Here is a 21,310-nt window from a genome sequence, read left to right as displayed (position 1 = left end):
GTTTGCCGAGCCACGTATTGCAGGTTTTGCGGTTGCCAACATCGTTGGCTCCACGTGCAGATAGAACAGAAATTAAAACTCCATGCAAACTCTTACCATGAGCATTTATGTCCTCGCCGCGCTGATTGCACTGGCGCTGGTATTCGATTTCATGAATGGCTTCCACGATGCAGCAAACGCGATTGCGACGGTGGTGTCGACCGGTGTCTTGAAGCCGCAAAACGCGGTAATGATGGCGGCGTTTTTCAACTTTATCGCGATCGGTGTTTTCCATCTTAAAGTCGCGATGACCATAGGCACCGGCACTATCGATCCGCTAGTCATAGATCATTACGTCGTGTTCGGTGCTTTGATGGGAGCAATTTTCTGGAATGCCTTGACCTGGTATTTCGGTTTGCCATCTTCGTCGTCGCACGCACTGATCGGTGGTTTGGTCGGTGCTGCAGTTGCCAAGTCCGGTACCGACGCATTGATCGCATCCGGCTTGCTGAAGATCATTCTGTTTATCGTCCTGTCACCTTTGCTTGGATTCCTGTTCGGTTCCTTGATGATGATCTTGGTGTCGTGGTTGTTTGTGCGTTCGACACCGCGCAACGTAGATAGATGGTTCCGTCGTCTGCAACTGGTTTCGGCAGCAATGTACAGCCTGGGTCACGGCGGTAACGATGCACAAAAAACCATGGGCATTATCTGGATGTTGTTGATCGCCGCTGGCGTATCGACTGCACAAGATGCCTTGCCATGGTGGGTCATCATCAGCTGCTATAGCGCGATCAGCCTAGGCACCTTGTTCGGTGGCTGGCGTATCGTCAAAACCATGGGACAAAAAATCACCAAGCTAAAACCAGTCGGTGGCTTCTGTGCGGAAACCGGTGGTGCGATTACCTTGTTCCTGGCGACGGCGATTGGTGTTCCGGTTTCGACCACACATACGATTACCGGCGCGATTGTCGGTGTCGGTGCTTCGCGGAAAATGTCAGCAGTGCGTTGGGGTGTTGCAGGCAATATTGTGTGGGCCTGGATCTTCACGATTCCTGCTTCGGCTTTCGTTGCGGCTATTGCTTGGTGGATAGGTACGATGATTATGTAATTGCTATTTGCAATTGCCGCTTAAAGTGGAGATGCCGTTCAGGGGTTAGCTGAGCGGCATTTTTTATTCTGGGGTTGGTTTTGTTTTGTTGTTGCTGATGCTTTTCTCTTTTCTCGGTGAGTTGCCGGGGGTAGCCCGGCAGCTACTCACTTTTCTTGCTTCGCCAAGAAAAGTAAGCAAAAGAAGGCGACGCAGAAGCCGTTGCCCGCTTTGCGGGTACCCAAGTCAAACGATCATCAGTCGGGAGCACAAACAAACTCGCTGCGCTCAAACAGGTTTGCGCTCTTTATCCGCCTGACGACCGCTTGCCTTGGCAACGTCACATGCGGTTAAGGTCAAAGGCGTACTTGAAAAACCAAAACCAAAACCAAAACCAAAACCAAAAAATGGCCATCGAAACAAAATTACTATTTCAGTACAGATGCATTTTGAGTTGTTCTCCAACTATGTTGCGGCAGTTGAATTACGACCTTGAAGTTGATCTAGCCGTTGAACTTCCCCCGCTCTGACGCTGCCGTTTGTGCGGAGCAGAAAATGGAAAAAGAAGTGAACGCTGTCTGAGCGTAGCGAGTTTCGTTCGCTTCCCATTTTTTGATTTGCACCGACGGGAACCCGAAGGGCAGCGGCTTCGCGGTCGCCTTCTTTTGCTTACTTTTCTTGGCGAAGCAAGAAAAGTGAGTAGCCGCCGGGCTACCCCCGGCATACTGAGTCAGCCAGAAGAAAATACCGTCTTAATACCAAGAAACCAAAACTACAAATCAAAACCCCCAAATCCAATAAAAAAAGCCTGCTGATTCAGCAGGCTTTTTTGTATCCAACGAGCATGTTTTAAAACACGCGTCTGACAACCAGTTTTACAAAACTTCACTAGCGTGATCAGCCAAACGTGAACGCTCACCACGTGCCAATGTGACGTGCCCGCCATGCCCCCAACTTTTGAAGCGATCGACAACATAAGTCAATCCACTGGAACCTTCAGTCAAATAAGGCGTATCGATTTGCGCGATGTTGCCGAGACAAACAATCTTGGTGCCCGGACCTGCGCGGGTGACCAGTGTTTTCATTTGTTTCGGCGTCAAGTTTTGCGCTTCATCGATGATCAAGAACTTGTTGACGAAGGTACGACCGCGCATGAAGTTCAGCGACTTGATCTTGATGCGTGAACGAATCAGATCCTGCGTTGCGGCACGACCCCATTCACCAGCATCGTTGTCGGACTTGTTGAGCACTTCCAAGTTGTCATCGAACGCGCCCATCCACGGCGACATCTTCTCTTCTTCGGTACCTGGCAAGAAGCCGATATCTTCGCCGACGGGCACCGTAACGCGGGTCACGATGATTTCGCTGTAGAGCTTGGTTTCCAGTACTTGGGCTAAACCTGCTGCTAATGCCAACAGTGTTTTACCAGTACCGGCTTGACCGAGCAGTGTGACGAAATCGCATTCTGGATCCATCAACAGATTCAGCGCAAAGTTCTGTTCACGGTTACGTGCTGTCACGCCCCATACGCTGTTCTTGGTATGCGCGTAGTCACGCAAGGTTTGGATAACAGCCGTCTTGCCATTGATCTGGCGTACCTGGCCGTAGAACGATGCTTCACCGTTCTTTGGTTCCATGAAGACGAACTGATTCACCAGCATCGCCGGCACGACCGGGCCACTTAACCGATAGAAGGTATAGCCGCTACCGTGCTTGTTTTCTTGCCACGACTCCATACCCTTCGCATGCTTGATCCAAAAGTCATCCGGCAATTGCATGATGCCCGAGTAGAGCAGATCAGTATCTTCCAGCACGTGATCGTTGAAGTACTCTTCAGCCGGCAAGCCCATCGCACGCGCCTTGATGCGCATGTTGATGTCTTTGGATACCAGCACGATAGGACGACCTGGATATTGCGATTCCAGCGCGCGTACTACACCGAGGATCTGATTGTCAGCCTTGCCCATAGGCAGGCCTTCAGGCAGCGTGACGTTTTGCAGTTTGGTCTGGAAGAAGAGACGACCCTTGGCGTCCTTGTTGCCCAGCTTCGAAAGAGGAATGCCATCATCGATCGCATTCTCTTCAATGCCGCTGACCAGTGCATCCAGCGAACGGGATACTTGACGCGCGCTGCGTGCAACTTCCGACATGCCTTTTTTGTGATCGTCCAGCTCTTCCAACGTCATCATAGGCAGATAGACGTCGTGTTCCTCAAAACGGAACAGCGATGTTGGATCGTGCATTAATACATTGGTATCCAGCACAAACAATTTTTTAATGCCGGACTTGTCGACTGGACGGCGGGTGCCGGATTTCGGTGCAACTGCCACGGTTTGTGTAGATACTGCGCGCGGTTTTTCAGCCGGTGCTTTTTCCACGATCTTGGCGCGGACGGGAGCCGGGGCAGGCGGGTTAGCGCGCGCTCTCGGCTCAATCAATGTCAGTGCTTTGACAATCTTGTCCTTGTCCGCCTTCGGATAATCTTGTGGTGACAGCAATGCGGCAGGCTTGCTCGGTAATTTAGGCAGTGGCATCAGGACCTCGATCTAGTAAGTTTGGAAACATGAAAACGGGTACAAACGGTGACAAAGGTACGAAAAACAGATTGAGGGAGGGTTGAAACGACGGATGCAGCAGGAGAAAAACGAAGACGATACAAATCGAAAAGTAAAAAAGCCGTTTGGGCAGGCTCGTGGCCATATCCGCAAACGGCTTTCTTGAAGAAAAATTCTTTTGAATTCAATGGGTTTCTGCAAACCTATGCAAGAGCCTTCACAAACTCCAGTACTTCATCGATGTGTCCAGGCACTTTCACTCCACGCCATTCTTTCACCAATTTACCCGACTCGTCAATGATAAAAGTTGAGCGTTCGATGCCGCGCACTTTCTTGCCATACATATTTTTCATCTTCATGACATCGAACATCAAACACAGCGTTTCATCTGGATCAGAAATCAACTGAAACGGCATGTCCAGTTTGGCCTTGAAGCCTTCGTGTGAACGGATGCTGTCGCGACTAACGCCGAAAATCTCGGTATTGGCTTGCTGGAATTGCGGATACATTTCGCGGAATTGTATGCCTTCCGTGGTGCAGCCTGGTGTGTTGTCCTTCGGGTAAAAATACAAGACAATATTTTTCCCTTTGTAATCAGATAGTTGAAATGTCTGATCACCAGTCATCGCGGCGGAAAAATCCGGCACTATCTTGTTCAGTACGGAAGGGCGCTCTACCACGGCGATGTCTTGATCCATTTGTTATCACTCTCTTTGTCGATGGTGTCGGCGCTGTGAGCAGCGCACGCTAGCCTATCGATTCGTTGTCATTCCGGCATGCGGATGAAGACAAATAATGCGGCCAGAACCGAACATGGGGGCGAGTTTTTGTCCTTCAAGCAATTAAACCTGAAATTTTTTTCATCCAGCACTTCGGATCAAAATCTTCATCAAGTCTGACTCGGCACTATACAAAAGACAATAGTTTTGTGTGATGGTTCAAGCGTGCTTGATGCTGGCTGAAAGCGCAGAAGCACGGCTAAAATCAGCTTGGCCATCCACACATCAAGCGATATCAAATCGCGTGGAGCAATCGCCTCAAGCTGTCGTTGCAGGTGTTGGGTCTACGTCAAATATCAACGCCAGCGCGACCTTGCGACCTTCAGTCATCAGAATGTTGTAAGTGCGGCACGCAGCTTGATTATCCATGCATTCAACGCCGATGCGACGCGTTGTCAGTGGCGCGGTCAGGCGCGGATGCACGAAGCGCTGACGCTTGCCGGTACCGAGGATCACAACATCCGGTGAGATTGCATTGATTTGTTCGAAATGCTCAATTGTCAGCGCATCGAAAGACGTGACCGGCCAGGCTGAGGGCGCGATTTCAGGCAAAACGATGAGGCTATTGCTGAATGGAATGAGGTTGATCTCTACACCATTGTCTTCGTACGAGGTGACGGTCTGATATTGCTGGGTATTGCTGCTGTGGAGCTTCATAACGGTATAGGAAGAATATAAATCGGAATCGACAGAGCCTAATTCCGATAGTTAGAAGATAAAGAACGCTTATTGTAACGTTTTCAGCTTTAAATCCGCCTTTAGCGATTGATAAAATCGGTCGCTTTCGGCAAAATGGATCTCTTTCGCGCTGCAAGCTTGCAGACGTCATTTTCGCCGGGCTCCGGTTGTCGATCTTGTATCGGCTGCTGTGACGAACCGGCGTTTTCATTAGAGCTGATCGGATCTTGATCGATCGCTCTAAAAAATAACAAGGAACACCGCTGTGCGACCGATCCAAAAATCGAAAAAACTTGCTGACGTTTGTTACGACATACGTGGACCCGTGCTGGAAAAAGCGCGGCAGATGGAAGAAGACGGTCACAAGATCATCAAGCTGAACATCGGCAATCTCGCCACTTTCGGTTTCGATGCGCCTGATGAAATCGTGCAAGACATGATTCGCAATATGTCGAACGCCTCGGGTTACACCGATTCCAAAGGCTTGTTCGCGCCACGCAAGGCGATCATGCAGTACACGCAGGAAAAGAAAATCGCCGGCGTCACCATCGACGATATCTATCTGGGTAACGGCGCATCCGAGTTGATCGTGATGAGCGTCAATGCTTTGCTGAATACCGGCGACGAAGTGCTGGTGCCTTCGCCTGATTATCCGCTGTGGACAGCCGCCGTCAGTTTGTCTGGTGGCACACCTGTGCATTACGTCTGCGATGAACAGGCTGGCTGGTTCCCGGATATTGAAGACATCAAGAAAAAGATCAATTCGAATACCAAGGCAATCGTCGTCATCAATCCGAACAATCCGACCGGTGCTTTGTATCCGGTTGAATTGCTGCAGCAAATCGTCGACGTCGCGCGTCAACATCAGCTGATTATTTTCGCTGATGAAATTTACGACAAAGTTTTGTACGACGGCGCGACACACACCTCGCTGGCTTCACTGGCCGACGATGTGCTGTTCATCACTTTCAACGGTTTGTCGAAAAATTATCGCGCTTGCGGTTATCGCGCCGGCTGGATGATCGTTTCGGGCGAGAAGCGTTACGCCAAGGATTACATTGAAGGCTTGAACATGCTGGCATCGATGCGTCTGTGCGCAAATGTGCCTGGTCAGTATGCAATTCAAACAGCGCTGGGTGGCTATCAAAGCATCAATGATTTGGTTGGCCCGGGCGGACGCTTGTTGCGTCAGCGCGATTTGGCGCACAAGCTGTTGACCGAAATCCCAGGTGTGACTTGCGTCAAGCCAAAGTCGGCTTTGTACATGTTCCCGCGTCTTGATCCGCAGATGTATCCGATCAAGGATGATCAGGATTTCGCTTATCAATTGCTGCAGGAAGAAAGCGTATTGATCGTGCAGGGCACAGGCTTTAATTGCCCGACGCCTGACCATTTCAGGGTAGTATTCCTGCCGAATTCCGATGATCTGACATTGGCGATCGGCCGCATTGCGCATTTCCTCGAAGGCTATCGCAAACGCCTCGGCTAAGCTTTTCGCCGCTAGCAACGCGTTCGTTTTTTAGCAGACGCGTGATGTATTCGTCATCCGCTTCACCTGAACTTAATCAAGTAGAAATTATGAAATCCATCAAAGTAGGTTTGCTAGGAATCGGCACCGTCGGTGCAGGTACATTCAATGTCTTGAAGCGCAATCAGGAAGAAATTTCTCGTCGCGCCGGACGTGCCATTGAAATCGTGATGGTGGCAGATCTGGATGTCGCTCGCGCCAAAGAACTGGTCGGCGCGCAATGCGAAGTCGTCAATGATGGCAATCTGGTCGTCAACAATCCTGACATCGACATCGTCATCGAACTGATAGGCGGCTACGGCATCGCCAAGGATTTGGTCTTGAAGGCGATTGCCAATGGCAAGCACGTCGTCACCGCCAACAAGGCTTTGCTGGCAATCCACGGCGATGAAATTTTCAAGGCTGCGCAAGAAAAAGGCGTGATGGTTGCCTATGAAGCAGCCGTGGCTGGTGGCATTCCTATTATCAAGGCTTTGCGCGAAGGCTTGACCGCAAACCGTATCGAATGGATCGCTGGCATCATCAACGGCACCACCAATTTCATCCTGTCCGAAATGCGCGACAAGGGCCTGGATTTCGACACCGTTTTGAAAGAAGCGCAACGCCTCGGTTACGCCGAAGCTGATCCTACTTTCGATATCGAAGGCATAGACGCAGCCCACAAAGCGACACTGATGGCGGCGATTGCATTCGGTATTCCAGTGCAATTCGACAAAGCGCACGTGGAAGGCATCACCAAGCTGGAAGCGGTCGATATCCGTTACGCGGAACAACTCGGCTATCGCATCAAATTGCTGGGCATTGCCAAACGCACGCCGCAAGGCATCGAGCTGCGCGTACATCCGACGCTGATCCCGACCAAGCGTTTGATCGCCAATGTTGAAGGAGCTATGAATGCAGTGTTGGTGCAGGGCGATGCAGTTGGTGCAACTTTGTATTACGGCAAAGGCGCGGGCGCAGAACCTACCGCTTCAGCCGTGATTGCCGATTTGGTCGATATCACACGTCTGGCCGACGCATTGCCAGCGCACCGCGTGCCGCATCTGGCATTCCAGCCGCATTCGATGACCGATACGCCTATCTTGCCTATCTCGGAAGTGACGACCAGTTACTACCTGCGCATGCATGTAGCCGACAAACTGGGCGTATTGGCCAATGTCACCAGCATCCTGGCGGAATCGACGATTTCCATCGATGCCATGTTGCAAAAAGAACCAGCGCTGGGCGAAACGCAAACCGACATCATCATGTTGACGCATCAGACCCAAGAGAAAAACGTCGAAGCCGCAATCAAGAAAATCGAAGCCTTGCCTACCGTTTTGGGCAAAGTCACCAAGATCCGTCTTGAACATTTGAGCTGATTTTTTACTAGATGCAACAACGCAGTAATCAAGAATCTGCAGGGAAATAAAAAGCGCTCAATTGAGCGCTTTTTTGCATCTGCCTTAGATCTGCGTCCGATCTCAATACTCTCTGAGCAAAACGCAGAAAGAGAACGAGGCTGCAGTTATAATGATGGCTTGCTTTTCTGCCTTGGAATATTCACGACATGCAATATATCTCGACTCGCGGTGCGTCCGCTGCCCAATCCTTTTCTCAAATCCTGCTCGGTGGTCTTGCGCCTGACGGCGGCCTGTATTTGCCGGCCGAATATCCGCAAGTCACGAGCGCCGAGCTCGATGCATGGCGCACGCTGTCGTATGCGGATCTGGCGTTTGAAGTATTGAAAAAATTCGCTACCGATATTCCAGAAGCGGATTTGCATGCGCTGGTGCACAAGACCTACACCGCCGATGTCTATCGCAATGTGCGTCACGGCGAAGAAGCTGCGCGCATCACGCCTCTGCGTTTGGTTGAAGAAAAAGACGGCAGCAAGTTGATGCTGCAAGCGCTGTCGAATGGCCCAACGCTGGCCTTCAAGGACATGGCGATGCAATTGCTAGGCAATCTGTTCGAGTACACGCTGGCCAAGCAACATGCAGAATTGAATATTTTCGGCGCGACCTCAGGCGACACCGGTAGCGCTGCGGAATACGCGATGCGCGGCAAGAAGGGCATACGCGTCTTCATGCTGTCGCCGCTCAAAAAAATGAGCGCATTCCAGACTGCGCAAATGTTCAGCCTGCAAGATCCGAACATTTTCAACATCGCGGTTGATGGCGTATTCGATGATTGCCAGGATATGGTCAAGGCTGTTTCGAACGATCTGGAATTCAAGCAGCAGCAAAAAATCGGCACCGTCAATTCGATCAACTGGGCGCGCGTCGTTGCGCAGGTTATCTATTATTTCCGTGGTTATTTGAGCGCGACGACCAGCAACGAACAAAAAGTATCGTTCACCGTACCATCGGGTAATTTCGGCAACATCTGTGCTGGTCACATTGCGCGCATGATGGGCTTGCCTATCGATAAGCTGGTTGCCGCAACCAATGAAAACGACGTGTTGGACGAATTTTTCCGCACCGGCGTGTATCGCGTGCGTAAGTCTGCAGAGACCTATCACACCACCAGCCCAAGCATGGATATCAGCAAGGCGTCGAACTTTGAACGTTTTGTATTTGATTTGCTGAATCGCGATGGCGAGCGTGTACGCGAATTGTTCCGTAAAGTGGAAACGCACGGCGGCTTCGACTTGTCCGGCAAGCCGGGCAGCGATGGCGACGAGTTCAAGAATATTGCACAGTTCGGTTTCGTCTCCGGCAAATCGACACACACGGATCGTCTCGCGACCATACGTGATCTGCAAGCCAAATACGACTTGATGATAGACACGCACACCGCCGATGGCGTCAAGGTTGCACGTGAACATCTGACACCAGGCATAACTATGATCGTGCTGGAAACAGCCTTGCCAGCCAAGTTCAATGAAACGATACGGGAAGCCCTGGGCCGCGATGCAGAACGCCCAGCCGGTTTTGAAAATATTGAAGATTTGCCGCAACGTTTTGACGTAATGACGAATGACATCGACAAGATGAAAGCCTTCATCGTTGCGCACACTGGGCTGTAATTTCTGCCGTAAATTTTTACTGTAAATCGAGCCGCGAATGCCAGAACCAAAACCGCTGTTGACCGTCGCCGAAGCGCTAGCTGTTCTGCTTGCGTCAGCGAGACAAATTACGGAAACGCAAATCCTGCCGACGCTGGAAGCGAATGGCCGCATACTCGCCGTCGCACAAACTTCGCAGCTGGATGTGCCGCCTGTCGATAACACCTCGATGGATGGTTACGCAGTGCGTGCAGCAGATTGCGTTAGCGGTGTAGCGACTTTGCGCGTCAGCCAGCGTATTCCTGCCGGTCATGTTGGTCAGCCTTTGGAAGCCGGTTGCGCCGCACGTATTTTTACAGGGGCGATGATTCCTGAAGGCGCAGATGCCGTCGTGATGCAAGAAGTCTGCGTCGCTTCTAAAGATGCAGACGGCGATCTGGTCACCGTCAAGCACGCGCCGCAATCAGGTGAATGGATACGTCGCGCTGGTGAAGACATCAAATCCGGCAGCACCATTCTGTCCGTAGGTCAGCGTCTGCGTGCGCAAGAATTGGGCTTGGCTGCATCGGTCGGTTTGGCAGAATTGCCGGTCTTGCGCAAATTGCGCGTCGCTGTGTTTTTCACTGGTGACGAACTCGCAATGCCGGGCGATGCATTAAAGCCGGGCGCGATTTACAACTCGAATAAATTTACCTTGCGCGGCTTGCTGGAAAATCTCGGCTGCGAGATTGCTGATTACGGCATCGTGCCAGATACCTTGGCCGCGACGCGTGACACCTTGCGTCGCGCTGCAGCCGAGAATGATCTGATCATCACATCCGGTGGCGTATCGGTCGGTGAAGAAGATCACATCAAGCCAGCGGTAGAAGCCGAAGGTCATATCAATATGTGGCAGATCGCCGTCAAGCCGGGCAAGCCACTCGCGTTTGGCGAGGTCAATCGCGCGGGTAAAACTGACACTGCATTTTTCCTCGGCTTGCCGGGCAATCCTGTGTCCAGTTTCGTTACCTTTCTGCTGTTCGTACGTCCCTTCATTTTGCGTTTGCAAGGTGTGGCGGATGTCGCGCCTAAAGCGTATGCGATGCGCGCCGATTTCGATTTGCCTAAAGGCGATAGACGCAATGAATTTTTGCGTGCAAAAATCAATGCCGAAGGCGGCCTCGATTTATTCGCGAACCAAAGTTCTGGCGTGTTGACGTCGACAGTGTGGGGCGATGGCTTGATCGACAATCCACCTGGCAAGGCGATTGCAAAAGGCGATGTGGTGCGCTTTATTTCCTTCAGTGATTTGATGCACTGAATTTATGCGTTGAATATAAGAGTTAACTGAACATGAAAATTCAACTTCGATTTTTTGCCAGCGTGCGCGAAACATTGGGCGTCACGCAAGAGTCCGTTACCGTGCCGGAAAACGTGACCACCGTTGGCGACGTGCGCGCTTTCTTGCAGCAGCGCGGCGGCGTGTGGGCAGAAGCGTTGGCCGACAAACGTTCACTGCGTATGGCCTACGATCAAAATATGACTGACGCTGCTACGCCTATTCAGGATGGCGGCGAAGTGGCATTTTTCCCGCCTGTCACTGGCGGTTGATTCAAATAAAATAAATAGCAAACAAGCCAAGCGAGACCGAGAAAACACCATGCCGATTCGCGTTCAAACTGAAGATTTCAATGTCAGCCAAGAAGTCGCAGACTTGCGTGCGAACAGTCCGCAAGTTGGCGCAGTCGTGACCTTCATCGGCACCGTGCGCGACATGAACGATGGTTCCAGCGTGGCCGAGATGGAGCTGGAACATTATCCCGGCATGACGGAAAAAGCTTTGCAGAATATCGTCGAGCAAGCGAAAGCACGCTGGCCGCTTTTCGACGCGCTGGTGATCCATCGCGTTGGGCCTTTGCTGCCTTTGGATCAAATCGTTTTGGTCGCGGTAACGTCTGCACATCGTGGCGAAGCATTTTCTGCTTGCGAGTTCATCATCGATTATCTGAAAACCGATGCGCCGTTTTGGAAGAAGGAACAAACGCCAGATGGCGCGCGCTGGGTTGATGCGCGAACTACCGACGATACCGCGCTGGCGAAATGGGCTGTTGTCCAAAATAAAGAAATGGATCAGCTCAAATGATGAGTTGGCTGGCCGTTGGCGCAGGTGCCGCAATTGGTGCCTGGTTACGCTGGTGGTTGGGGCTCTGGTTTAACCTGCTCAATCCGCAGATCCCGCTCGGCACCTTGTTTGCCAATCTGGGAGGTGGCTACATGGTGGGAATCGCGGTAGCATTTTTCAGCAGCCATCCCGGTATTCCGCCGGAATGGCGCTTGTTTGCGATCACTGGATTTCTTGGTGGCCTGACGACCTTTTCAACTTTTTCAGCAGAAGCTGTTGTGTTGCTGCAGCGCGGGGATTACCTTTGGGCGCTGGGGCACATCATGCTGCATCTGGTAGGCTCGATTCTGTTTTGTATTGCAGGTTTTGCGACGTACAAGGCATTTGCCTGAATTTGATACAGCGCAAATAATCCCCCAGAATTTCCGTCACACTTATTGCATATGGTGCAATGCCATACTTGAAAAAGGGCCGCACTGACCCAATTTCCCTCTGCATCAACGATATACCCGAAGGAGAAATGCAATGCGTCTCGATAAACTGACCACCAAGTTGCAAGAAGCCCTTGCCGATGCGCAGAGTCATGCGGTTGGCAACGACAACCAATACATAGAACCAGTCCACGTACTCGTTGCGCTGCTGAGCCAGGATGACAGCAGCACGCGCTCGCTGTTGCAACGCGCAGGGGCAAATATCAACGGCATGGTGACCGCGCTTAAAAGTGCGCTGGAGCGCTTGCCAAAGGTATCCGGCAATGGCGGCCAGGTGCAGGTCGGTCGTGACCTGACCTCGCTATTAAATCTGGCCGACAAAGAATCGCAAATGCATGGCGATGAATTTATCGCCACCGAAATGCTCTTGCTCGCACTCACCGAAGACAAATCAGACGCAGGCAAGATCGCGCGCGAAAACGGTTTGACGCGCAAGGCTTTGCAAGCCGCGATCAAAGCGGTGCGCGGCACGTCGAAAGTCGATTCGGTAGACGGCGAAGGCCAGCGCGAAGCACTAAAAAAATACACGATGGATCTGACCGCGCGTGCGCGCGCCGGCAAGCTTGATCCAGTGATCGGACGCGATGATGAAATTCGTCGTGCGATCCAGATTCTGCAACGTCGCTCCAAAAATAACCCGGTCTTGATCGGCGAACCAGGCGTGGGTAAAACCGCGATTGTCGAAGGTCTTGCACAACGTATCGTCAACGGCGAAGTACCAGAGAACCTCAAAGGCAAACGCGTCTTGTCGCTAGACATGGCATCTTTGCTGGCTGGCGCAAAATATCGTGGCGAGTTTGAAGAACGCTTGAAAGCAGTGTTGACCGAACTCGCAGAAGACGAAGGCCAAACCATTGTCTTCATCGACGAGATGCACACGCTGGTCGGCGCAGGCAAAGCCGAAGGCGCAATGGATGCGGGCAATATGCTCAAGCCAGCATTGGCGCGCGGCGAGCTGCATTGCGTCGGTGCGACCACTCTGGATGAATATCGCAAGTACATCGAGAAGGACGCCGCTCTCGAACGTCGCTTCCAGAAAATTATTGTTGCCGAGCCAACCGTCGAAGCAACCATCGCGATCCTGCGCGGTCTGCAAGAAAAATACGAAGTCCATCACGGCGTCGACATCACCGATCCAGCGATTGTTGCCGCGGCAGAATTGTCGCATCGCTACATTACCGATCGCTTCCTGCCCGACAAGGCTATCGATCTAATTGATGAAGCTGCGGCGAAGATCAAGATTGAAATCGATTCCAAACCAGAAGTGATGGATAGATTGGACCGACGCGTCATTCAGTTGAAGATCGAACGCGAAGCGATCAAGAAAGAAAAAGACGAAGCATCACAAAAACGCCTCGCATTGATCGAAGAAGAAATTCAACGCTTGAGTCGTGAATACGCTGATTTGGAAGAAATCTGGAAAGCTGAAAAAGCCGCCGCGCAAGGCAGCCAGCACATCAAGGAAGCGATAGAGAAAGCGCGTCTTCAGATGGAAGAAGCCACGCGTCAAAGCGATTGGCAGCGGGTCTCCGAACTGCAATACAAAACGCTGCCCGAGCTGGAAGCACAGTTGAAAAATGCAGTCACCGGCGAAGCCAGTGCAGGCAAACCACAACTGGTACGCACCCAAGTCGGCGCAGAAGAAATCGCCGAAGTCGTCTCGCGCGCAACCGGTATTCCAGTCTCGCGCATGATGACCGGCGAACGCGAAAAACTGCTGCAGATGGAAGACGCATTGCACAAGCGCGTAGTCGGCCAGCATGAAGCCATCGTCGCCGTATCAGACGCGATCCGCCGTTCACGCGCGGGCCTCGGCGATCCGGATCGACCATACGGCTCGTTCATGTTCCTCGGCCCAACCGGCGTTGGTAAAACCGAGTTATGCAAGGCGCTCGCATCCTTCCTGTTCGATACCGAAGATTCGCTGATCCGCATCGACATGAGCGAATTCATGGAGAAGCATTCGGTCTCCCGTCTGATCGGCGCGCCGCCTGGCTATGTCGGTTATGAAGAGGGCGGTCATCTGACAGAAGCCGTGCGTCGTAAACCATACTGCGTGATCCTTCTCGACGAGATCGAGAAGGCGCATCCAGACGTGTTCAACGTCTTGCTGCAAGTGCTGGACGACGGTCGCATGACGGATGGGCAGGGCCGTACGGTGGATTTCAAGAACACCGTGATCGTGATGACATCCAACCTTGGTTCACACAAAATCCAGTCCATGGAAGGCAGCGACCCGGCCTTGATCAAGATGGCTGTAATGGCCGAAGTGCAAGGACATTTCCGTCCCGAGTTCATCAACCGTATCGATGAGATCGTCGTCTTCCACGCCCTCGATGAAAAGAACATCGGCTCGATTGCGAAGATACAGTTGGCCACGCTGGAAAAACGCTTGGCGCGGATGGATATGTCCATGGACGTCAGCCCGGAAGCCCTGCAGAAAATTGCCGAAGCCGGTTTCGATCCCGTGTATGGCGCACGGCCGTTGAAACGTGCGATTCAACACCAGATCGAGAATCCATTGTCGAAGGCGATCCTGGAAGGGAAGTTTGGGCCTAAGGATGTGATTAAGGTCAGCGTTGAGAATGGGGAGTTGGCGTTTGTGAAGAGTTAGTGACGATTCAGTAAAGCGCCGAAGTCTAGGGACGGTTCTGAGTTATATCGGAGCCGTCCCTTGTTTTTGGAGAGAGTCTCTTAGAATTTTGCTTTCTTCGTAGGATTGGCTTTGCCTGCACTGTAAGGTTTTACCTAGCCAGCACTAAGTTCGGTAATTGTGTTTGATGTGAGATCCGATGCGGACGGATTTTTGAGTGTGTTCGAATTTTTATTTTCTCAACCTAAAAGTTAAGATGTATGTAGTTGTTTAGGCATTTTTTAGCTACTTTACTGTTCTACTTTGGCAGTAACGCATTCGAATATAAAACGAAAATCATCTGCACCAATTTGATGTGTTGAATAGGAACTGGCCTCAAAGAATTGGCTGTAGCGATTTAAGATGTCAATTGATCGGTTGAGTAAAATTTCAAAATCTTCAAATGTTAGGGGATATGTATCGCCAAGCAATTTCCCACTAGCGGTATTTTTTGCATTTCGGTGCGCTAGAGAATTTCCGCGATGTTTTAAAAGTAATTTCACTAGAAAATCCTTGTCAGAGCAAGCGCTAATGTCGGCATCAAGGCTTGCTAGATTGGGAACGCGATTTTCTTGCGCTAAATCATCAACGAACGGATTATCTTTTTTTCTTTTTCTGAATTTTTCTTCGGTGAATAGACTGAAATTTGCTTTTACTGTTTGAAGAAAACTATAGAGATGTAGTGCTCCGGCATGTTGGTCATAGACTTTTGTAAGCGCGTAAATACTCGTATTTAGGTGCGCTTTTAATGTCGTTTGCCAGAAAGAATTTGATTGCTGCATCACAAGCGGAAATTCGTCGTGAGCTTTATACAAATCTTTATAAAGTTTGTAATGAACATGCGCGTCAATAACGTCATCCGCAAGGCCATGTAATATTCGCCTGAATTCATTTTCATCTTTAAGTGCGATCATATTATTTTTTAAGACTACATTAAGTTTTATCTTTGTAGAGTCTAAAGGTGTCAGGTACTAACACCGCGAAATCGCACCATTGCATCATCAATCAGCGGCATCAACGCAATCACAAACAAAACGAGCGCGAGCGGTAACACAGTGCTGTAGCCGACGTACTTGAAACCAACTGCACCTAAAATCCCACCGATAAAAAACATCGCAAGAAGCGCACTGTAGAAGATCACTTTTTCATGTCGTGCGCGTACATAGCCTTCGGCATTTCTGGTATGTCTGTGATTCCAATAAAGCATTTTTCCGAGTTCGATACCGAGATCGGTGACGACACCGGTTAGGTGTGTGGCGCGGATACTGACATCGGACATTTTGGTCATGACGGCGTTTTGCAGACCCATGATGAAGCAGAGCAGGATCACGGTGAGCGGTACTGTGATGTCTAGATAGGCGTCGAGGTTCGCACCTAGCAAACCAAACACCAGTAGCAGCGTGGCTTCTGCGACGAGCACGATGGCATAGGTGCTGTGTAAATTTCTGTGCCGCGCCCAGTTGACGATGATCGAAGTCGCTGCTGAACCGCTGACAAACGAGATCATTGATCCGATACCTGCGATGACCAATAGTGCATTGCCGAGTATTAGATTGTCGGCCACTGCAGACATGAAGCCTGTCATGTGCGAGGTGTATTGATGTACCGCCAAAAAGCCGCCGGCATTGACGGCTCCGGCAACAAACGCAAGTGCTACGCCGAGTTGTTGATTGGCGCGATGCGTTCTATTTTTGCCTGATAGTTTTCTGAAGAAATCCTGCAGTTGCATGTCTTCCTTGAATCATCACATTGTCGTTCAGATGCCGATTGGCACTGCTCAATGGATTGTGACTGCATCAACACCAGTTACTAGATGATCATAGCAACTCCACACTATCCAAATTCAAATAACAACTCTCCCGCGTAGTCGTCACAAAATCCGCCAGATAAGGCTTCTCCGAAACCTCCGGCAAACAAGCCGCATACAAACGTCCGGTCAAACCATCTGCCGTGATCCGCTTGGCCTTCACGTAATCCCGGTTCAAATAATTCTGCGCAGCCCACACCGGCAAAGTGGCAATGCCGCGCTTGCTGGCGACCAGTTGCAGCATTGCGACGGTGAGTTCTGTCGTGCGGCGTTCGACTTTTACGCCAGCTGGTTTCAACACCTGTCGCACGACATCCAGCATGTCGTCCGGTACCGGATAAGTGATCAGCGTGTCGCCTATGAAATCTTCGGCGACCAGGAATTCCTTATCGGCTAAAGGATGATCGTGCGCGACCAGCGCGACGATCTCGAAGCGGAATAGCGCGTGGTAGTCGACCGTTTCATCCGTATCGATTTCGGCGACGATGGCGACGTCGGCTTTATGTTCGTATAGCAAACCAACCGGATCGGCTTGAAAGCCGGAGACGATATCCAGCTCGACTTCCGGCCAGCGGCCGCGGAAGACGTCCATCGCTGGCATCAGCCAGTCGAAGCAGGTGTGACACTCAACAGCGATGCGCAATTGTCCAGCGACGCCTTGCGCCAGGCGCACTAGATCACGTTCGGTTTCCGCGACTTGCGGCAAAACTGTATCCGCCAATTTCAGCAGGCGTTCTCCCGCTGGCGTAAAGCGCACCGGTATCGACTTGCGCTCGAATAGCTGCGTGCCGTGATGATCTTCCAGTTGTTTGAGCTGGTGCGAGAGGGCGGATTGGGTGACGTTGAGGAGCGAAGCGGCGCGTAGCAGATTACCGGCTTCGCGCAGCGCTATCAGGGTTTTGAGGTGGCGTAGTTCAAGAATGGATTGCATGCTAATTCTCTGTATGAATTTAATTCAAGATGATTCTTAATATTTATCGTTTGAATCATAGACCTCCGAAGTCCAATATGGCAAGCCTCGAAATCGTTATTGGAGTTTTAGCATGGCAAAGGCACACATCCTGGGTTTTCCCCGCATAGGCGCGCAGCGTGAATTGAAGTTCGCCGTCGAATCGTTCTGGCGCGGCGACACCGAGCTGGCAGCATTGCAGGAGACTGGCGCAAGCTTGCGCCAGCGCCATTGGGCGGTACAGGCTGATGCCGGTCTGGATTTCGTATCGGTGGGCGATTTCGCTTGGTACGACCAGGTGTTGAATACGCTGGCTTTGCTCGGCGCCGTGCCAACCCGCTTCAACTTCGATGCAAAAAAACTGACGCTGTCCGACTACTTCACGTTGGCGCGCGGCAATCCTGAGCACTTCGCGATGGAAATGACCAAATGGTTCGATACCAACTATCACTATCTGGTGCCGGAATTCACGGCGGATGTGCGCTTTGATGGCGGCGTTGATTGGCTGTTTGAAGAAAACGCGGAAGCCATTGCGCTCGGTCACAAAACCAAGGTCACATTGGTCGGCCCACTGACTTTGCTGTATCTCGGCAAGATCAAATCAGGCGTCACGAATAAACTCGATCTGCTGCCAAAAGTCATCGCCGGTTATCAAAACGTGTTGCAGCGTTTGCAAGCTGCTGGTGTGGAATGGGTACAGATTGATGAGCCGATTTTGGCTTTGGAACTGGCAGCAGTTTGGCGCAACGCGTTCGCGCCAACTTACGAAGCACTGAGCGTTGGCGCGCCTAAATTATTGCTGGCCACTTACTTCGATCAAGTGCGCGAACACAGCGCCTTGTTGCGCAGCTTGCCTGTCGATGGCGTCCATTTGGATTTGGTACGTGGTGCTGGGCAGTTGGATGACTTCTTGAAAGACTGGCCACAAGATCGCGTGCTGTCGGCTGGTATTGTCGATGGTCGTAATATCTGGCGCGCTGACCTGGATGCAGCCTTGCTTGCATTGAAGCCATTGCAGGAAAAGCTAGGCGACAAATTGTGGGTCAGCGCGAGCTGCTCATTGCTGCACGTGCCTGTCGATCTGGCGAATGAAAACAAGCTGGATGAAGAGCTCAAAGGTTGGCTGTCATTCGCCACGCAAAAGACGCATGAAATCACGGCGCTGAAACATGCCTTGAATGGCGACAAGGATGCGGTTGCCGCGCAATTCAACGCCGCTGCTTTGGCAGTTGCTGCGCGCAATACGTCGTCGCGTATTCATAACCCATTGGTGCAAAAACGTCTGAGCGAAATCAACACCATTTCTGCTGCACGTAACAATATTTTTGCAGATCGAATCGTCAAGCAGCAAGCACGTTTCAAGCTGCCGGCTTTCCCGACGACCAACATCGGTTCCTTCCCGCAAACGACTGACATTCGTCAAGCGCGTGCGCAATACAAACGTGGCGAAATTGGTCATCTCGATTACCTGAAAAAAATGCGTGATGAAGTGCGCCTCGTCGTGCAAAAGCAGGAAGAAATCGGCCTCGATGTGCTGGTACATGGCGAGCCGGAACGTAACGACATGGTCGAATACTTTGGCGAACAATTGTGGGGCTACGGCTTCACCGCGAACGGCTGGGTTCAAAGCTACGGTTCACGTTGCGTCAAACCGCCATTCATCTATGGCGACGTGTATCGTCCGGAAGCAATGACCGTCGGCTGGAGCGAATTTGCACAAAGCCTGACCGCCAAGCCGATGAAGGGCATGTTGACCGGCCCGGTCACGATGTTGCAATGGTCGTTTGTACGTGACGATCAGCCGCGTGATACGACTGCGTTGCAAATCGCTTTGGCTTTACGTGATGAAGTCGTCGATCTGGAAAAAGCCGGCATCGGCATGATTCAAATCGATGAGCCTGCATTCCGAGAAGGCTTGCCATTGAAAGCTGCCGACTGGCCGCATTATCTGGACTGGGCGGTCAGAGCTTTCCGCATCACCGCATCAGGCGTGCAGGATGACACGCAGATTCATACGCACATGTGCTATTCGGAGTTCAACGACATTCTGCCGTGGATCGCCGCGATGGATGCTGACGTGATCACGATCGAAACTTCGCGTTCGGATATGGAATTGCTGGACGGCTTTGGCGAGTTTGCTTATCCAAACGACATCGGCCCTGGCGTCTACGATATTCATTCGCCACGTGTGCCGCGTGTGGAAGAAATGCAGCGTCTGTTACGCAAGGCGCGCGGTGTGATTCCTGATGCGCAGTTGTGGGTCAATCCGGATTGCGGCTTGAAAACACGCGGCTGGCCAGAGACGACGGTAGCGCTGGAAAACATGGTGCTTGCAGCCCGTACCTTGCGCGCTGAGGTCGCGGCTCTGTAATATGCGGCCTCGATAAGCTATATCAGTACAGGCCTAAACCAGGCGTGGACTGATGCAATTCAGTCGATCAAGACGGGCACGCGGATTATTCCTCGTGCCCGTTTTCTATTCCTGAAGCTCGATTCGTTAATTCGCAAAGACAGTCGCGAGTGCGCTAGAAGCGGTAATGGTAGGGTTTCAAGCCGGGAATTGTTAGAATGGCGTATTCCCGGAACTGCTGCTTTTGCGCGGTCTCCATTCTTTCATTCTTGCCAAGTTAGACCTTCCCTATGTTGAGTTACCGCCATGCCTTCCACGCAGGTAATCACGCCGATGTACTCAAGCATCTGGTGCAGATTCAATTGCTGAAGTACATGAATCAAAAAGACACGCCGTATATGTACATCGACACCCACTCCGGTGCTGGTGTGTATGCGCTTGATGGTAATTACGCCGCGAAAAATGCCGAGTTTGAAACGGGTATTGCCAAGCTGTGGGATCGTAAGGATTTGCCAGTGCCGCTGGCGGAATACATGCAAGTTGTGAAGGCGCTCAACCCTAGCGGCAAGATGCGTTATTACCCTGGCTCGCCATATTGCGCGGACAGCATCATGCGCGAACAAGACAGATTGCGATTGTTTGAATTGCATCCAGCTGACAGCAAAAATCTGGCAGACAATTTCCGCAAGTTGGAAGCACATGCAGCAGAGCAGGGCAAACGTCCAACGGTACGTGGCAAGCGCATCATGATCGAGCGCGGTAATGGCTTTCAAGGTTTGAGAGCGTTGCTGCCGCCACCATCACGCCGCGCGCTGGTACTGATCGATCCGCCGTATGAAGACAAGACTGATTATCGTACTGTGGTGCAGACGGTCTCTGATGCGTTGACGCGGTTTGCGACTGGTACTTATGCAGTGTGGTATCCAGTATTGAATCGTCTGGAATCGCGTACCTTGCCAGAAAAATTGAAGCGCTTGACAGCCAACGGCTGGCTCAATGTGACCTTGTCGGTAACGACGCCATCACCGGATGGATTTGGTTTGCATAGCAGCGGCATGTTCGTGCACAACCCACCGTGGACATTGGAGCCCATGTTGCGTGAATTGATGCCGTATCTGGTCAAAACGCTGGGCGGAGATTCAGGAGCGGGCTTCACATTGGAATCTGGTCAAACCGTTGCGACCAACACCGGAACGCGTCGCGTATAAGCCTGAAGCAAGCGTGCGTTTTGCAAGTTAAAAAATGCTGATATGTCACATGGCATCGCTTATGAAACACGGGTCGGGCAGCACGCTTGCATTATAGAAATATTAACGGAATAATGAGCAACGCTAATTAACAATAGTTTGCACGGATTGTTCATTTGCCGACGGCAAATAGGA

Annotated in this window: 18 protein-coding genes; 11 read left to right on the top strand and 7 right to left on the bottom strand. The window is 51.4% G+C overall.

Translation table 11 applies throughout. From position 1 onward, the window contains the following. Positions 1 to 82: 82 nt before the first annotated feature. Positions 83 to 1,090 carry an inorganic phosphate transporter gene (locus tag Q7T66_RS12330; protein ID WP_304933609.1) on the top strand — a complete coding sequence of 336 codons (1,008 nt, stop codon included), beginning with the start codon at positions 83 to 85 and terminating at the stop codon, positions 1,088 to 1,090. A gap of 267 nt (positions 1,091 to 1,357) precedes the next feature. Here Q7T66_RS12330 and Q7T66_RS12325 read toward each other — a convergent pair whose 3' ends face one another. The 4 genes from Q7T66_RS12325 to Q7T66_RS12310 all read right to left on the bottom strand — a co-directional run bounded on the left by Q7T66_RS12325 (position 1,358) and on the right by Q7T66_RS12310 (position 5,060). Next, the gene (locus tag Q7T66_RS12325) at positions 1,358 to 1,534 is read right to left on the bottom strand and encodes a hypothetical protein (RefSeq protein WP_304933608.1); all 177 of its coding nucleotides are present in this window, start codon (positions 1,532 to 1,534) and stop codon (positions 1,358 to 1,360) included. A 410-nt stretch (positions 1,535 to 1,944) separates the two neighbouring features. Further along, positions 1,945 to 3,603 (bottom strand): PhoH family protein, encoded by a 1,659-nt coding sequence (locus Q7T66_RS12320; protein ID WP_304933607.1) that lies wholly within the window; start codon positions 3,601 to 3,603, stop codon positions 1,945 to 1,947. A gap of 224 nt (positions 3,604 to 3,827) precedes the next feature. Continuing rightward, a complete protein-coding gene (locus Q7T66_RS12315; protein WP_304933606.1) occupies positions 3,828 to 4,322 on the bottom strand; it encodes a peroxiredoxin in 495 nt (164 codons plus the stop codon). A 339-nt stretch (positions 4,323 to 4,661) separates the two neighbouring features. Then, positions 4,662 to 5,060: an Mth938-like domain-containing protein gene (locus Q7T66_RS12310; protein ID WP_304933605.1), complete on the bottom strand. Its 399-nt coding sequence runs from the start codon at positions 5,058 to 5,060 to the stop codon at positions 4,662 to 4,664. Positions 5,061 to 5,346: 286 nt separating this feature from the next. On the opposite strand from Q7T66_RS12310, the gene Q7T66_RS12305 reads away from it, so the two are divergent. From Q7T66_RS12305 to clpB, 8 genes are all read left to right on the top strand, one after another. After that, positions 5,347 to 6,570 carry a pyridoxal phosphate-dependent aminotransferase gene (locus Q7T66_RS12305; RefSeq protein ID WP_304933604.1) on the top strand — a complete coding sequence of 408 codons (1,224 nt, stop codon included), beginning with the start codon at positions 5,347 to 5,349 and terminating at the stop codon, positions 6,568 to 6,570. A gap of 89 nt (positions 6,571 to 6,659) precedes the next feature. Then, positions 6,660 to 7,970 carry a homoserine dehydrogenase gene (locus Q7T66_RS12300; protein WP_304933603.1) on the top strand — a complete coding sequence of 437 codons (1,311 nt, stop codon included), beginning with the start codon at positions 6,660 to 6,662 and terminating at the stop codon, positions 7,968 to 7,970. A 188-nt stretch (positions 7,971 to 8,158) separates the two neighbouring features. Next, positions 8,159 to 9,619 carry a threonine synthase gene (gene thrC / locus Q7T66_RS12295; RefSeq protein ID WP_304933602.1) on the top strand — a complete coding sequence of 487 codons (1,461 nt, stop codon included), beginning with the start codon at positions 8,159 to 8,161 and terminating at the stop codon, positions 9,617 to 9,619. Between the two features lie 37 nt (positions 9,620 to 9,656). Continuing rightward, complete coding sequence (glp, locus tag Q7T66_RS12290) at positions 9,657 to 10,898, top strand: gephyrin-like molybdotransferase Glp (RefSeq protein WP_304933601.1); 1,242 nt, start codon at positions 9,657 to 9,659, stop codon at positions 10,896 to 10,898. 32 nt (positions 10,899 to 10,930) lie between these two features. Continuing rightward, positions 10,931 to 11,188: a molybdopterin converting factor subunit 1 gene (gene moaD / locus Q7T66_RS12285; RefSeq protein ID WP_304933600.1), complete on the top strand. Its 258-nt coding sequence runs from the start codon at positions 10,931 to 10,933 to the stop codon at positions 11,186 to 11,188. Between the two features lie 49 nt (positions 11,189 to 11,237). Next, a complete protein-coding gene (gene moaE / locus Q7T66_RS12280) occupies positions 11,238 to 11,720 on the top strand; it encodes a molybdopterin synthase catalytic subunit MoaE (protein WP_304933599.1) in 483 nt (160 codons plus the stop codon). Then, positions 11,720 to 12,091: a fluoride efflux transporter CrcB gene (gene crcB, locus Q7T66_RS12275; RefSeq protein WP_304933598.1), complete on the top strand. Its 372-nt coding sequence runs from the start codon at positions 11,720 to 11,722 to the stop codon at positions 12,089 to 12,091. The genes moaE and crcB overlap by 1 nt, the downstream gene beginning before the upstream one ends. Positions 12,092 to 12,224: 133 nt before the next feature. Further along, positions 12,225 to 14,804, top strand: coding sequence for an ATP-dependent chaperone ClpB (clpB, locus tag Q7T66_RS12270; protein ID WP_304933597.1), 2,580 nt, complete (start codon positions 12,225 to 12,227; stop codon positions 14,802 to 14,804). Between the two features lie 269 nt (positions 14,805 to 15,073). Here the strand turns inward: clpB and Q7T66_RS12265 are convergent, their stop codons facing one another. The 3 genes from Q7T66_RS12265 to Q7T66_RS12255 all read right to left on the bottom strand — a co-directional run bounded on the left by Q7T66_RS12265 (position 15,074) and on the right by Q7T66_RS12255 (position 17,560). Beyond that, entirely contained in the window at positions 15,074 to 15,736 is a 663-nt protein-coding gene (locus tag Q7T66_RS12265) for a hypothetical protein (protein ID WP_304933596.1), read from the bottom strand. A gap of 50 nt (positions 15,737 to 15,786) precedes the next feature. Beyond that, on the bottom strand, positions 15,787 to 16,551 hold the full coding sequence (locus Q7T66_RS12260) for a YoaK family protein (protein WP_304933595.1): 765 nt from the start codon (positions 16,549 to 16,551) through the stop codon (positions 15,787 to 15,789). A gap of 88 nt (positions 16,552 to 16,639) precedes the next feature. Further along, entirely contained in the window at positions 16,640 to 17,560 is a 921-nt protein-coding gene (locus tag Q7T66_RS12255; protein ID WP_112991446.1) for a LysR family transcriptional regulator, read from the bottom strand. Positions 17,561 to 17,672: 112 nt separating this feature from the next. Here Q7T66_RS12255 and metE point away from each other — a divergent pair, with 112 nt between their 5' ends. Both metE and Q7T66_RS12245 read left to right on the top strand, forming a co-directional pair. Then, positions 17,673 to 19,949, top strand: coding sequence for a 5-methyltetrahydropteroyltriglutamate--homocysteine S-methyltransferase (gene metE / locus Q7T66_RS12250; RefSeq protein ID WP_304933594.1), 2,277 nt, complete (start codon positions 17,673 to 17,675; stop codon positions 19,947 to 19,949). 269 nt (positions 19,950 to 20,218) lie between these two features. Next, a complete protein-coding gene (locus Q7T66_RS12245) occupies positions 20,219 to 21,136 on the top strand; it encodes a 23S rRNA (adenine(2030)-N(6))-methyltransferase RlmJ (protein ID WP_304933593.1) in 918 nt (305 codons plus the stop codon). Positions 21,137 to 21,310 lie beyond the last annotated feature (174 nt).

It is taken from the genome of Herminiimonas sp., assembly GCF_030655415.1.
This window is presented reverse-complemented; position numbering and strand designations above follow the sequence as displayed.

Bases quoted from the DNA above. Each gene is read 5' to 3' on its own strand.
- Q7T66_RS12330 (WP_304933609.1), top strand. From the start codon at position 83: ATGCAAACTCTTACCATGAGCATTTATGTCCTCGCCGCGCTGATTGCA.
- Q7T66_RS12320 (WP_304933607.1), bottom strand. From the start codon at position 3,603: ATGCCACTGCCTAAATTACCGAGCAAGCCTGCCGCATTGCTGTCACCA.
- Q7T66_RS12315 (WP_304933606.1), bottom strand. From the start codon at position 4,322: ATGGATCAAGACATCGCCGTGGTAGAGCGCCCTTCCGTACTGAACAAG.
- Q7T66_RS12310 (WP_304933605.1), bottom strand. From the start codon at position 5,060: ATGAAGCTCCACAGCAGCAATACCCAGCAATATCAGACCGTCACCTCG.
- Q7T66_RS12300 (WP_304933603.1), top strand. From the start codon at position 6,660: ATGAAATCCATCAAAGTAGGTTTGCTAGGAATCGGCACCGTCGGTGCA.
- thrC (WP_304933602.1), top strand. From the start codon at position 8,159: ATGCAATATATCTCGACTCGCGGTGCGTCCGCTGCCCAATCCTTTTCT.
- glp (WP_304933601.1), top strand. From the start codon at position 9,657: ATGCCAGAACCAAAACCGCTGTTGACCGTCGCCGAAGCGCTAGCTGTT.
- moaD (WP_304933600.1), top strand. From the start codon at position 10,931: ATGAAAATTCAACTTCGATTTTTTGCCAGCGTGCGCGAAACATTGGGC.
- moaE (WP_304933599.1), top strand. From the start codon at position 11,238: ATGCCGATTCGCGTTCAAACTGAAGATTTCAATGTCAGCCAAGAAGTC.
- crcB (WP_304933598.1), top strand. From the start codon at position 11,720: ATGAGTTGGCTGGCCGTTGGCGCAGGTGCCGCAATTGGTGCCTGGTTA.
- clpB (WP_304933597.1), top strand. From the start codon at position 12,225: ATGCGTCTCGATAAACTGACCACCAAGTTGCAAGAAGCCCTTGCCGAT.
- Q7T66_RS12265 (WP_304933596.1), bottom strand. From the start codon at position 15,736: ATGATCGCACTTAAAGATGAAAATGAATTCAGGCGAATATTACATGGC.
- Q7T66_RS12260 (WP_304933595.1), bottom strand. From the start codon at position 16,551: ATGCAACTGCAGGATTTCTTCAGAAAACTATCAGGCAAAAATAGAACG.
- Q7T66_RS12255 (WP_112991446.1), bottom strand. From the start codon at position 17,560: ATGCAATCCATTCTTGAACTACGCCACCTCAAAACCCTGATAGCGCTG.
- metE (WP_304933594.1), top strand. From the start codon at position 17,673: ATGGCAAAGGCACACATCCTGGGTTTTCCCCGCATAGGCGCGCAGCGT.
- Q7T66_RS12245 (WP_304933593.1), top strand. From the start codon at position 20,219: ATGTTGAGTTACCGCCATGCCTTCCACGCAGGTAATCACGCCGATGTA.